The sequence below is a fragment of the Sneathiella sp. D3-11 genome (assembly GCF_055809395.1).
Genome location: NZ_CM147911.1, coordinates 128,548 through 142,297, shown reverse-complemented (window position 1 = coordinate 142,297; position 13,750 = coordinate 128,548). Strand labels below are relative to the sequence as shown.

Below are 13,750 nucleotides of genomic sequence, written 5' to 3'. Positions count from 1 at the left end.
TCACTGCCGCTTCGTGATCCGCAAGATATAGAGCCGATAAGATGGAACGATTGCTTCTTGCCCTTATCGCGCTTCTCCCTGATTCTTTTTTCAGCCTCTGTTATGGTTTGAAGCCGGTCGTCATTGATGGCCAGACGCTTAATAGCAAGGCACGTCTTCTTTGCGATATAGATCGGAAGACGGCGACGCCAGTCCGGGAAACTCCGGTTGAGACGACCCGCGCCAATATGGAGCGGTTGGCGGGTGCTCTGGCGGGAAAACGGCCAAAGCTAAAGTCCGTGCAAAATATTGAAATCCCGACGGATTTCGGCGCACTCCCGGCTCGGCTCTATAAGCCCGACAATAACCCTTCCCTTCCTGTTCTGGTTTATTATCATGGCGGCGGCTATATTCGCGGTTCGCTGAATAGCCATGATGGTCTATGTGCTCGTCTCGCAAAATATGGCGGCTTTGCGGTTCTTTCCGTTGAGTATCGTCTTGCTCCGGAACATAAATTTCCTGCTGCTATCGATGATGCCATAAATGCCTTTAACTGGGCCGTTGAACAAGGTGCGAGCCTTGGCCTCGATCCTTCAAATGTTGCCGTTGGCGGCGATAGTTCGGGTGGATGTCTTGCGGCCGCAGTGGCGCAGCAAGCGAAATCCAAAGGTGATGCTCAGCCGGTATTCCAGATGTTGCTTTACCCAACATTGGATGCGCATCTCTCTGCGACAAGCTATCAACTGTTCGAGGAAGGGTATTTCCTAACCTACGACCGCATCCGTGATTATCGCGACATGTATCTGAATAATGCGTCAGAACGCGGTGATTTCCGTGCATCTCCTATTTTAAATTCAGACCTCACCGGCCTTCCTCCGGCGCTTATCATTACCGCAGGATTTGATCCACTCCGTGATGAAGCGGAAAGCTATGGTAAGGCGTTGCAAGGGGCTGGAGTTGCTGTCGGCACGGTACGTTTTCCGAGTATGGTGCATGGGTTTATGTCGATGACGGCGCTATTGCCGCAGGCCGACAAAGCCGTCCACCAAGCAGCGGACGCACTTCGTCACGTCTTTAACCAAGACTGATCAGGCGGCGTCTTCTTCCCCGCCGACCTTCTGGGCGAGTGCTGCCGCGAGATAATCATCAAGATCGCCATCTAATACACCCTAGGCATTGCCCTTCTCCACTCCGGTACGCAGGTCCTTTACCATCTGGTAGGGATGCAGCACGTAGGAGCGAATCTGGTGCCCCCAGCCAATATCCGTCTGGCCGTCCCGCGTTTCCTGCGCGGCTGCTTCACGTTTTTGCAGTTCCAACTCATAGAGGCGGGATTTTAGCATTTTCATCGCCTCTGCGCGGTTTTTATGCTGGGATCGGTCGTTCTGGCACTGTACGACAACATTCGTGGGGATATGGGTGATGCGGATTGCGGATTCTGTCCGGTTCACATGCTGTCCACCGGCACCAGAGGCGCGGTAGGTATCAATGCGGAGGTCTTTTTCATCGATCTCAACGTCAATATTGTCATCGATCACGGGATAAACCCCGACGGAGCAGAAGCTTGTATGGCGACGTGCATTGGAATCAAAAGGCGATATCCGAACCAGCCGATGAACGCCACTCTCTGTCTTGAGCCAGCCATAGGCATTCTCGCCCGAAATCTCAATCGTGACAGATTTAATGCCCGCTTCTTCCCCGGCACTTTCTTCCAGTATTTTGACCTTGTAGCCATGCTGATCGGCCCAACGCATATACATCCGGAGGACCATCTGTGTCCAATCCTGCGATTCGGTGCCGCCGGCGCCAGAATGAACTTCCACATAGCAATCATTGGCATCTACTTCGCCCGACAGCATACTTTCCAGACGCCGCCGGTTGACTTCGGTCAGCAGGGATTTAAGCCCCTCTTCTGCTTCCAGAACGGTCTCTTCGTCCTCTTCTTCCTCGGCGAGGGCGATGAGTTCGCAGTTATCGTCCAGTTCCTGACTGACGCGGTTATAAGCGTTGAGCGCCCCTTCAAGAGAGGTTCTTTCGCGCATCAGGGCCTGTGCCTTGGTGGCGTCGTTCCAAAGATCGGGATCTTCGACGAGCGCGTTCAACTCATCCAGTCGGCGGGTTGCATTTTCCCAGTCAAAGATACCTCCTCAGCAGGTCCATGCCCTGCTTGATTTCATCGACTAGCGACTGGTGTTCTGCACGCATTCTTCACTCCAACAACGTAAAATTCTGGCGGAAGGTAATCCGAAATTTCTGATCAGTAAAGCCCGCCTGTGCCGGAGCGAACAGCCTTTTCCGGGATCGTCCCGCTAATAACGGGGGAATTTCCGGTTTCGGACCCATCGAGGACGCCGTTGCTGGTCAGGGTGCTCGTCGTGGTTTTAAACGCTTCCAGAATGACATTCTTGTCGCCCCGCTTCGCGGGCTCCCCGGTCTGTCCATTGATCCGGACAAGGCGGATGCCCTCTGGCACGCGGAAGGGTGTTGCGGGCTTGTCTTTTAGGACTTCGGCCATGAAATCGCGAAAGATTGGCACAGCAACGGAGGAACCTGTTTCCTTCTTGCCAAGGCTCTCCGGTGTATCGAAGCCGACATAGACACCAACAGCAAGATCGGGTGAGAAACCCATAAACCAGGTATCCTGACTTTCATTGGTCGTGCCGGTTTTGCCGCCCAGTGGCTTTCCGATTGCCTTGATCCGTATCCCTGTTCCCCGGGTGACGACGCCTTCAAGCATGGAGACAACCTGATAGGCAGTCGTCGCCGGCAATATTTGTTCCCTGTTATCTGGAAGCTCGGGTTCATCTTGATTGTCCCAGGCTTCAACATTGCAGCTTTCGCACGGGCGTTCGTCATGGCGATAGATGGTCTTGCCGCGACGGTCCTGAATACGATCGATCAAGGTTGGTGTAATTCTCTTGCCGCCGTTCACCAGTTCCGCATAGGCCGTTGTCAGCTTAAGAAGCGTTGTCTCCCCTGCACCGAGGGCCATGGAAAGCGTTGGCATCAGGTTATCGGTAATACCGAAGCGATGCGCATAATCGACAATCGGCTCCATCCCGATGGCACGGGCAAGCCGTACCGTCATCAGGTTTCGTGATTTTTCCACCCCGAGGCGGAGCGTGCTTGGCCCGTAAAAGCGGTTCGTATAGTTCGAAGGCTTCCAGCGATCCCCATTCGGCTGTGTGAGCACGAACGGGCCATCCATTACCTTGTCAGCGGGTGTAAAGCCGTTGTCGAGCGCGGCGGCATAGACGAAGGGCTTGAAGGCAGATCCAGGTTGACGATATGCCTGAACGGCGCGGTTAAATTCGGAAGAATCCGGGCTCCAGCCGCCAACAATGGCATAGACACGGCCCGTGTGCGGATCCATCGCGACAAGACCGCCAGAGACCTTCGGGATCTGTTCCAGGCTGAAAAGCTTTTCCGTTGCCTTTGCTCCCTCCTTGGGGGAGACCGCGATGACATCGCCGACTTTCAGGACATCGGACGGCTTTTTAATTCCCGGGCCTTTTTTATCCACCTCGATATATTGCCGCGCCCAAGTCATATCTTCAAGCAGGATGCGGCCTTTTGATGTGTCAGGAAAGCCAATGGTTGCCGCCTCGTCGTCCAGTTCCAGCACGACCGTCATATGCCAGTCCCCAAGGCCTTTCGGACGGGGGAACTTGATCATTTTCACGGTCCAGTCCTCGCCGACTTCAATCGTGGAAAGCGGCCCACGCCATCCATGTCGACGATCATAGGCGCGCAGACCCTCGCGCAGGATACGCTCGCCAACCTGCTGCATTGATGTCAACATGGTAGTACGGACGGACAAACCACCATCATAGAGCGCCTTCTCCCCATAAACATCGTAGAGCTCGCGTCGCACCTGTTCGACGAACCATTCAGCCTGGATCACCTCGGCATCACCGCCCTTGCGTGCGAGAAGTGGCATAGCAAGGGCTTCATCGGCCTCTTCTTGGGTAATATACTCATCCTCAAGCAGCCGACCGATGACATAGTTTCGACGTTGGACCGCGCGTTCGGGGTAGCGGAAGGGATTATAGTTATTGGGTGCCTTGGGCAGCGCCGCGAGATAAGCTGCCTCGGCAATTGTCAGGCGATCGAGTGGTTTGTCGAAATAATACAGCGCTGCCGCCGCCACGCCATAGGCGCGATGACCGAGGTAAATTTCATTCAGATATAATTCCAGCACTTGATCTTTTGTAAGTGCGCGGTCGATCCGAAGCGCGAGAATGGCTTCCTTGGCTTTGCGTTCGTAGGATACCTCGTTCGTCAGCAGCATATTTTTCGCCACCTGCTGTGTAATGGTGGAGGCACCAACAGGTCGCCGACCCTGCCCCAAATTCTTGAGGTTGGTGAAAGCCGCGCGGGCAATTCCCTTATAATCTAGGCCCGGATGGTCGTAATAATTCTGATCTTCCGCCGCAATAAAGGCCTGTTTGACAAACTCGGGGATAGTTTCAATCGGCACAAAAAGACGTCGCTGCGTGGCGTACTCTGCAATCAGGCTACCGTCCGCCGCGTGGACCCGCGTCATCACCGGTGGTTCATACTCGGTAAGCTGATCATATTCCGGCAGCCCCTTGCCAAAATGATAAAGGCCATAGCCAACTGCTCCAACGGCAATAACTCCGAAGAAAATCACCAGGGCAAAACAGAGAAAAAGAAATTTCGCAAAGCGCTTCATAAGCTAACAAATCTCAAATTACATAATCAAATTGTGAATATAGAGCAGATTAGACTTTTTTCAGGTAGAAAATACGAATTTTCGAAAAACCAGCCCCTGCCAACTCTAATGTTATGGATCAACGGTTTTGAAATATCGGTCTATTGCATTGACAATTGCCTGCGCCAGCCGTTGTTGCCCCGTAGCTGATTTTAGAATTTTCTCGTCCTCGCGGTTCGATAAATAGCCAAGTTCCACAAGGACAGAGGGAACGTCAGGAGCCTTCAGCACGCGAAATCCTGCGAAGCGGTGAGAGCGGCCGCGTGTTTTCATGCCGGATTTGGATATTTCCGGGATAATCATTTCGGCGAATTTGACGGAAAAATTCATGGTCTCGCGTTGTGCGAGATCAATCAGGATGCCCTGTACCGTATCGTCCTGGACGCTCATATCCACACCAGCAATCAGGTCTGATTTGTTTTCGCTCTTGGCCAGTTCCGCCGCTTCGTCATCAGAGGCATTTTCGGAGAGAGTATACACCGTTGATCCACGAAAATCAGGGCGGCTGATCGAATCGGCATGGATAGAGACAAAAAGATCGGCCCCGGCGTGTCGTCCGACAGAGACCCGCTCCCGCAGGCTGAGGAAGGTGTCATCATTTCGGGTCATGATGACATTGTACTTTTTGTTCTTCGACAGGATGGTATTTATTCGTTTGGCGACACCAAGAGTAATTTTCTTCTCGTAGACACCGCTCTTGCCGATGGCACCAGGGTCGATGCCGCCATGGCCTGCATCAACGACGATCGTATATTTCCGGCTTTTAACGGGCGGCTCCGGTGCGACAATCGCGACCTGGGTCCTCTTCTGCTGATTACGGCGCGCGGCCAATTCTTTTTGGAAGCTGGCCTCATCGGTTTTCTGAATATCAATAAAGAAGCGATAGGGCTTGCCCGATGATGGCGGCAGGGTCACTGTGCGCAGGATTTTTACCGGTCCGCCGACATCCAGCACAACGCGGGAGGTATCTTTCTTGAACAAACCGAAACGATAGTTCTCAACCAGCCCTTTTTTACGGCCGGCGTTTTCGTCCGCTTGCCAGTTAAGTTCCGGTAAGTCGATGACAATCCGATAAGGGTCGGCGAGCAGGAAAACATCATATTTTGGGGCGGCGCTCATTTCCAGAACGAAGCGCGTCTTGTCCGTATGCTGTCCAAGCCGAGCAGAGGATACATCGATGGCGGGCGCTGCGTTAGCGAGCATCGACAAACACCCCCCGGCAACCATCAGGCTGGCCAGAAAAACATATCGGAAAAAGCGATTGACCATATCCATATCCGGATCATATATATTTTACGCTACAATTTTGACGACTATGCATTCGCCGAACGGCTTAAATTAGCGACTTCGTACCCTCTTTTCAATGCATGCCACCTTATATAGTATAATAATTTTAATCCCCCCATCATTATTCACTTGGTAAGTCCATCATATTGAAGGTACTATAGTGATGTGAGTTCCTGTGGTCAGTCCCATACTCATATATATGAGTTAGGGCGGCGCCGTTATCGACAGCTTTTGCAGGCATTGAAAATTTTCAATCCCCGGAGCGTCTGATGACAGCGCTTAAGACAATGCAGAGAAAATAGGTGAAACAGAAATCGTTCCTGATCTCAATGTCGAGCGCAGGTTATGGCAGCCAAAGACCCAAGCCGGACCAGTTGGCAGGTTTGGAAAACGTTTTTTAAAGAACGCGGCGCCGACGATTTCCATAAAAATAGGCTGATGCTCTTTTTCTCATAGAGAGGGTGTCCAGTCACGGAGCTTAAGTATGGCTACGCGCATGCTGATCGACGCGTCTCATGAAGAGGAGACACGCGTCGTAATAGTTAGAGGTACCCGTCTCGAAGAATTTGATTACGAGACGGCGTCAAGAAAACAACTCAAAGGCAATATCTATCTTGCAAAAGTAACAAGAGTAGAGCCCTCTCTTCAGGCAGCCTTTGTCGAATATGGCGGCAATCGCCACGGCTTCCTCCCCTTCAATGAAATCCATCCCGATTATTACCAGGTGCCGATTTCTGACCGCGAGGTCCTGATTGAACAGGAAGCTGCGGCTGAACGGGAAGCAAGCGACCTGGAAGATGCAGAGATTGACGGGTCCGCTGCGGATGAAACAACAGCAATCGACTCCAAAGATGATGGAGACGACACCGAAGCGATGGTGGAAGCCTCCGCCCCGGATGATGAAGAAGGTGTTGTCGACGATGCCGATGACACGGGCGGTGATCTGGAAATTGTCGATAACGATGACGATGATGTTGTCGAGAATCTCGGCGGTGAGGATGATGTCGATGATCGGCGTGCTATAAAACCGCGCCGCAATTATAAAATTCAGGAAGTGATCAAGCGTCGGCAGATCCTGCTGGTGCAGGTGGTCAAGGAAGAGCGCGGCAACAAGGGGGCGGCGCTTACGACTTATATCTCCCTGCCCGGTCGATACAGTGTGCTGATGCCGAATACGGGTCGTGGTGGCGGAATCAGCCGCAAGATCAGCAACCCTGCCGATCGTAAGCGACTCAAAAAAATCGCGAACGAACTCGAAGTGCCCGAAGGTATTGGCGTCATTATCCGTACAGCGGGGCTTAGCCGGACCAAGGTCGAAATCAAGCGCGATTACGAATTCCTGATGCGCCTCTGGGATGATATCCGGGAGTTGACGCTTAAATCCATTGCGCCTTACTGCGTCTATGAAGAAGCGAACCTGATCAAGCGGAGTATCCGTGACCTGTACGACAAGGAGGTCAGCGAAGTTCTGGTTGAGGGTGACGAGGGCTATAAGGTGGCGAAGGACTTCATGCGCAAGCTGATGCCGAGCCATGCAAAGAAGGTCCAACCATACAAGGACAAGATTCCTCTCTTTCATCGGTTCCAGGTGGAACAGCAGTTTGCCTCCATGTATCATCCGGAAGTACAGCTTAAATCCGGCGGTTATATTGTTATAAATCCGACGGAAGCGCTTGTTTCCATTGACGTCAACTCCGGCAAGGCCACGCGGGAGCGCAATGTCGAGGATACGGCAACGAAAACCAATCTGGAAGCTGCAGAAGAAATCGCTCGGCAATTACGCCTGCGCGACCTTGCCGGTCTGATCGTCATTGACTTCATCGACATGGATGACAACCGCAATAACCGTGCGGTGGAACGACGGATGAAGGATTGCCTTAAATCTGATCGTGCACGAATTCAGGTGGGACGGATCAGTCCCTTTGGTCTGATGGAAATGTCACGTCAGCGACTCCGTCCGAGCTTCCTGGAAACCAGTACGACCATGTGCCACACCTGCGGTGGTTCTGGTTTTGTCCGTTCCATCGAGTCGACGGCACTTCTGATTATCCGTACTCTCGAAGAAGAAGGTGTCCGCGAGAGAAGCGCGAAAATTACCGTTGCTGTTCATACGGATGTAGCGATCTTCCTGCTTAACCAGAAGCGCGCCGTCATTCAGGAACTTGAAAATCTCTATGGCATGACAATTCTGATTGTCGCCGACCCGACATCCAATATGAATGACTATAAGATTGACCGGGAAAAAGGAAAACCGGGCGATCTGACGCCTGTCACCCGCGAAGTGACAACTGCGTACACAGGCAACATTGAGGAAGAAGAAACCGAGCAATCCGCAGTCGAGTCAAATGGGGATGAGGATGGCGCGGCGCCAAAACGCCGTCGTCGCCGTCGTCGGAGGAAGCCGCGCGATGAGAATGCTCCGCAGGAAGCGAATACCGAAGAGCAGTCAAGTGAGAGCCAGCCTACGGGCGGTGAAGACGAAAGCGAGAGTGGTGAGCCTAAACGCCGTCGCCGCGGTAAACGTGGTGGCCGTCGGCGCTCGCGCAACGCTTCCTCAGATGATCAGCAAACGCAGGATAACAGTGCGGGCGAAGATAGTTCAAACTCAGAAGGCGCCGAAGCGGTTGTCATTCCAATCACTGTAACGGACGAGACCACAGCGGACTCGACCGATGTAGCTGAAATGGCGACACAGTCAGACACGGCGGAAGTATCTGAAGAGACGCAGAAGAAACCACGTCGCTCTCGTCGTAAGCCAAAGGCTGATATCGAAGCAGTCGCAAGTGCATCAAGCGAGACTGCGGAAACGTCTTCTGAAGAGACTTCTGAACAGGCGGATAAACCGAAGAAAGCACCTGTACGCCGACGCCGGACCGCCAAAAAAGATGAAGAACCAACAACAGCTGTGGCTGAGCCAACTGAGGCAGCCGTCGCTATGGAAGCCCCGTCTGAACCCGTAGCCCCTGCCCCAACCGAAACCCATGAACCGGAAGTTGCCGAAAAGCCGGTATCGGTTACTTTGGTGAATGAGCAGGCATCGGAAGAAGCTGTGGTGGAAAAGAAGCCCAAGCGCAGCGGTTGGTGGCGGCGCGGCTAGGTTTTATTAAAATATAGACTAAGAAAAAGGGAGCTTAATGGCTCCCTTTTTTTATGCCGGACCAGTTTTTAAGGCTCTCTATCGCCTTCTCAATTGTGGCGGTTGGCCCGGCGAAGGAAAAGCGGACATAGCCGTTGCCGCGATGCGGGTCGAAATCAAGGCCCGGGGTTGCCGCAACTCCCGTCTCGTCGAGCATTTTTTGACAGAACGCCACGGAATCATTGGTGTAATCACGCACGTCTGCATAGACATAGAACGCACCATCGGCGGCAGCCAGCCGCGTGAGCCCGAGTTTAGGTAACTCCCGCAGCAGAATTTCACGATTACGGGCATAGCCCCGGACATTCTCCTCCATCTCGTCAATACAGTCGAACGCGGCAACGGCCGCATACTGACTGAGCGCGGGCGGTGAGATGAAGATATTCTGTGCCAGCTTTTCTATTGTACTGATCATTCGTTCGGGCACGATCATCCAGCCCAAACGCCAGCCGGTCATGGAAAAATACTTTGAGAAGGAGTTGATGATGATTGCTTCGTCCGTCAATTCCAGTGCTGTCGTGGCGGGCGTATCATAGGTGATGCCGTGATATATCTCGTCAGAGATAAATTGCAGATCTCGGCTCGCGCAATACTCAACAAGCGCGGCCAATTCATCCCGCTTGATCATGGTGCCCGTGGGATTTGATGGACTGGCAACCAACAATCCGGCAATCGGCTCCGACACTGTGTCAATCAATTCTGGCGTTGGCTGAAAATTTGTTTCCGAGTGACAGGGCAAGCCGACCGGCACGAGATCCAGAGACGTCAGGATATTGCGATAGGCGGGATAACCCGGCTCCGCGAGGACGATGCCGTCCCCCTTCTCAAATGCTGAGAGAAAAGACAATAGAAATCCACCTGAGGACCCAGTGGTGACGACAACCCGTTCCTTCGGGATATTCACGCCATAGAAATCCTTGTAGTGCCGCGCAATAGCTTCGCGCAATGGCGCTATGCCGAGAGCATCCGTATAGCCGATCTGTTTGTTATCAAGGGCGTCCTTAGCCGCGGCCAATACTTTAGATGGCGCGGGCGTTCCTGGTTGCCCCACTTCCATATGAAAGACCTCGCCGCCGTTTTGCTCTCGCAGGTTTGCTGCTTTCAAAACTTCCATAGCGATAAAAGGGCTGATTTCCCGGCCCGTCTTGCTGGACATGTTTCTTCCTTTGGATATCAGTTCTCGATAAGGGACAGGCCGTAGCCACGCGGATCATGTCGGGAGATGCAATTCGGGACTTTCCCATCCCGACAGTAGATGGCGTTGACCGCAGCCAGCCGGTCAACCTCCACCATGACAGGGAATTCGGCCTTTAGGCTGTTAATATTTTCCGGCGCCATAGAGGTTTCATACAGGAGCGGAAGCTGGTTTCCCATAGTGAAAAGGCGCGCTTCGTCTATTGCAGGTTCGAGATTGCCGCCCTGGGCAAAGATATTCAGTGCTGTAGAAACGGAGGCAACCGTTGCCGCAGCTCCACCCGTTGCCGCCCCGGCATAGTAAAAATCCTTGTTCGGAATGTTTGCAATTAGAATTGGAGAGGCCGTAAACTCCCTGTTTTCTGGCGGTTGGTTCCCGGCCATGACTATACCGGTTATGTCGCCCATCTGACCCCCTCCAAATGGGCGCCCGAGGCCAACAACACATGCTACTGCCCCGCCACGGTTATCCGTTGTGACAAATGAGGTGGTGCCATGGTTGATAAAGGGAGAAATGGCAGAAATTTCTGAGAAGACAGCCGCCGTGGCCTTGGCAATCTCGACCTGGGGAATTTTAACATCGATCCCAAGAATGCCTTTGCCGTCAAAAAGCAACTTCCAAAGCTTGCGATATATGTCGCCAGACGGGCTGGCAGAAACGCCGGCCATGTTATTCCCGACGCGGAAGCTTTGCGCCTCCTGCCAGACCGGTTTGAAGTTCAGCATGTCAGACGGGGTAATTTTGCCGCCAGCCTCAAGCGCATCCGCGCTAAATGTCCGAGCCCAGTTGCCGCTGTAGAAGGAGGCCCCGCCTTCACTACGCAGGGCCGATATCAGGCTGGCGAGGCGGATTTGTCGAATTTTAGTGCCCTCCGCCACAAACTCTCCATCTTTATCCATGAAAATACTCTGGATATTATAGTCGAGGAGGAGTTGATCCTTATTCAGGACCATCGCCATATGCTGCGCACGCGAAAGAGGTTGGCCGAAATTGGCAATCTGTTCTGCGGGAGCCAGAAGCTGAGACCATTCAAGGTTTCCGTAGCGCGCCTGCAATGCCGCCATGCCACGGATGTTGCCGGGAATGGCGATGGATCCGCCTTCGGCGGGCGCGCGGTTGAAAAACTGCAGATTTTCAAGTTTGTTCGTTTTGGTGTTATAGACAATACATTCCCCGCCACCACCAAGGGATGCAGCAATTGGATAGGTCACAGCAAGGGTGAAATAAAGCGCAGTTGCCGCATCCGCCGCGGTGCCGCCAGAGGAAAGGATATCCTCCGCAACAAGGGTCGCGCGTGGTTCATCGGAGGCCGCGCCACCAAGATTTCCCTCAACATTACCAATTTCGCCAAGCGGGACACTCGGGCCGCCGCAGGCGCTGAGGGTGAGAGGAGCAAGACAGGCGAGTGATAATAGGCGAACCTTCCATTGACGGACGTCTCCCCAGTTCCTAGTTTTAGGGAGTGATAAAAGGAATTTGTTCTTGATCAAACGTATATTAACGCCGGTATCCATATTCTTGGTCCTGTTACTGTCTTTGGGGAGCGCTGCTGCCAAACAGACGGCCCCTTCCTTTATTCGTGACGCAGAAATTGAACATACCCTTCGCGCTTACGCAAGGCCTCTGTTCAAGGCGGCAGGGCTGAATGGCGATGATGTGGAAATTTATATCATCAACAGCGATGATCTCAATGCTTTTGTCGCGGGCGGACAGCGGTTGTTCATATATCGCGGTCTGTTGGAGCGGGTTGAAACTCCAGGCCAGCTTAAAGGCGTAATTGCCCATGAAACGGGCCATATTGCGGGTGGTCATCTGGCGCGCACGCGTGATGCGCTTGCCAATGCGAACGTAAAGAGCATTGTCGGTATGATCCTTGGCGTTGCTGCCATGGTAGCGGGTGGTGGCGAGGCTGGCGCAGCAGTGGTGCTTGGCTCTCAGGATGCGGCAACCAAATCCTTCCTTAGTTATAGCCGGACGCAGGAAAGCTCCGCAGATCAGGCGGCCATCACCTATCTCAACCGGACGGGTCAATCGGGCCGCGGCATGGTGGAGTTTCTGGAAATCATCGGCAAGGATCAATATCAGCCCCAAACGACCATTTCCTCCTACTACCGGAGCCATCCAGTCAGCAGTGAGCGCGTATCCGCGCTCGCCCAGCGCGTTGACGGATCACCATATAAGAACATTCCGGCGAGTGATATCGACATCATTGCCCTAAAAAAGATGCAGGCAAAGCTCTATGGCTATACGCGTCCGCTTGCCAAGACATTGAAGAAATACCCGGTGAATGATAACAGCGTTGAAGCCCGCTATGCGCGGGCCATTGGTTTCTTCAAATATCCAGATTTGCCAAAGGCAATGAAGGAGATTGATAGTCTGATCGCAGAATATCCTGCTGATCCTTATTTTCATGAGTTAAAGGGTCAGGCACTCTATGAAAATGCAGATATTCTGGGGGCTCTTCCCTCTCTTGAGACAGCAATTACTCTCGCGCCGAACGAGCCCTTGATCCTGACAATGTATGGGACTGTCCTGAACGCGACGGGAGATGTACGGGATTCAGAGAGGGCCATTATCGTTCTAAACGACAGTCTCTCACTCGATCCAAATAATGGGAATACCTGGGACCAACTGGCCACTGCCTATAGCAGAACCGGTGATACAGGAATGTTGTCTCTGGCGAGCGCGGAACGTTCATTGCTCGAGGGGAATAACCAAAAGGCTATATTTTATGCCAAGCGGGCACAGGATTTCTTTAAGCTTGGCAGTCCGTCCTACCTTCGGCTGGACGATATCATCACCTATGCAAACCAGGCGTCACGGAAGCAGTAACCCGTGACGCCCGGAATGGTTATTTCTGGCTTTTCAGCAAATCACGAATTTCTTCGAGTAGAACCTCTTCACGTGGCGGCGCGGCGGGTTCGGCTGGGGCCTCTTCTTCTTTCGGGGTCAAGCGGTTGATCTGCTTGATCAGGAGGAATACCGCGAACGCGACGATGATGAAACTGAACACCGTGTTGATGAAAGCACCGTAATTCAGGGTGACAGCACCGGCCTCTTTTGCCGCGGCAAGAGTTTCATATGTCCCGCCGGAGAGGGTGATGAAGAAATCTGTAAAATCGACCCCTCCCAAAAGCATGCCAATTGGCGGCATGATGACGTCGGCAACGAGTGATTTTACAATTGTTCCAAATGCAGCACCAATAATGATACCGACTGCCATGTCGACAACATTACCGCGCATGGCGAATTCTTTAAATTCTTTAAGCATTAACTACCCCCAACTCTCAAAAGTATAAGCGCATACTTCTACAATCTTACGGGTTATTGCGCAGTTCTCCCGTTTTTTGATTATAATATAGTTTGGAAAATCCACAATCGTGTTTATCTGCATTGGGATTGTCCTGCATCTTATTTC

8 protein-coding genes and 1 pseudogene are annotated in these 13,750 nt (G+C 52.7%); 3 read left to right on the top strand and 6 right to left on the bottom strand.

From position 1 onward, the window contains the following. The first annotated feature begins 41 nt into the window (after window positions 1–41). Entirely contained in the window at window positions 42–1,067 is a 1,026-nt protein-coding gene (locus AC0L73_RS00705) for an alpha/beta hydrolase (protein ID WP_473654624.1), read from the top strand. On the opposite strand, the pseudogene prfB reads toward AC0L73_RS00705, so the two are convergent. The 3 genes and pseudogenes from prfB to AC0L73_RS00690 form a co-directional block, all read right to left on the bottom strand. Next, window positions 1,068–2,184, bottom strand: a pseudogene (gene prfB, locus AC0L73_RS00700) (peptide chain release factor 2). 52 nt (window positions 2,185–2,236) lie between these two features. Then, complete coding sequence (locus AC0L73_RS00695) at window positions 2,237–4,675, bottom strand: penicillin-binding protein 1A (protein WP_473654623.1); 2,439 nt, start codon at window positions 4,673–4,675, stop codon at window positions 2,237–2,239. Between the two features lie 111 nt (window positions 4,676–4,786). Next, window positions 4,787–5,983 (bottom strand): N-acetylmuramoyl-L-alanine amidase, encoded by a 1,197-nt coding sequence (locus AC0L73_RS00690; protein ID WP_227952059.1) that lies wholly within the window; start codon window positions 5,981–5,983, stop codon window positions 4,787–4,789. Between the two features lie 502 nt (window positions 5,984–6,485). Between AC0L73_RS00690 and AC0L73_RS00685 the strand changes: the two genes are divergently transcribed. Continuing rightward, window positions 6,486–9,098: an Rne/Rng family ribonuclease gene (locus AC0L73_RS00685; protein ID WP_227952058.1), complete on the top strand. Its 2,613-nt coding sequence runs from the start codon at window positions 6,486–6,488 to the stop codon at window positions 9,096–9,098. Window positions 9,099–9,132: 34 nt separating this feature from the next. Here the strand turns inward: AC0L73_RS00685 and AC0L73_RS00680 are convergent, their stop codons facing one another. Further along, a complete protein-coding gene (locus tag AC0L73_RS00680) occupies window positions 9,133–10,293 on the bottom strand; it encodes a pyridoxal phosphate-dependent aminotransferase (protein ID WP_473654622.1) in 1,161 nt (386 codons plus the stop codon). Between the two features lie 17 nt (window positions 10,294–10,310). Further along, the gene (locus AC0L73_RS00675; protein WP_473654621.1) at window positions 10,311–11,846 is read right to left on the bottom strand and encodes a gamma-glutamyltransferase; all 1,536 of its coding nucleotides are present in this window, start codon (window positions 11,844–11,846) and stop codon (window positions 10,311–10,313) included. On the opposite strand from AC0L73_RS00675, the gene AC0L73_RS00670 reads away from it, so the two are divergent. Then, window positions 11,815–13,164, top strand: a complete 1,350-nt coding sequence (locus AC0L73_RS00670; protein WP_473654620.1) for a M48 family metalloprotease — start codon at window positions 11,815–11,817, stop codon at window positions 13,162–13,164. The two genes, AC0L73_RS00675 and AC0L73_RS00670, sit on opposite strands and share 32 nt — an antisense overlap. A gap of 19 nt (window positions 13,165–13,183) precedes the next feature. Here the strand turns inward: AC0L73_RS00670 and mscL are convergent, their stop codons facing one another. Then, window positions 13,184–13,603 carry a large-conductance mechanosensitive channel protein MscL gene (mscL, locus tag AC0L73_RS00665; protein ID WP_227952054.1) on the bottom strand — a complete coding sequence of 140 codons (420 nt, stop codon included), beginning with the start codon at window positions 13,601–13,603 and terminating at the stop codon, window positions 13,184–13,186. Window positions 13,604–13,750 lie beyond the last annotated feature (147 nt).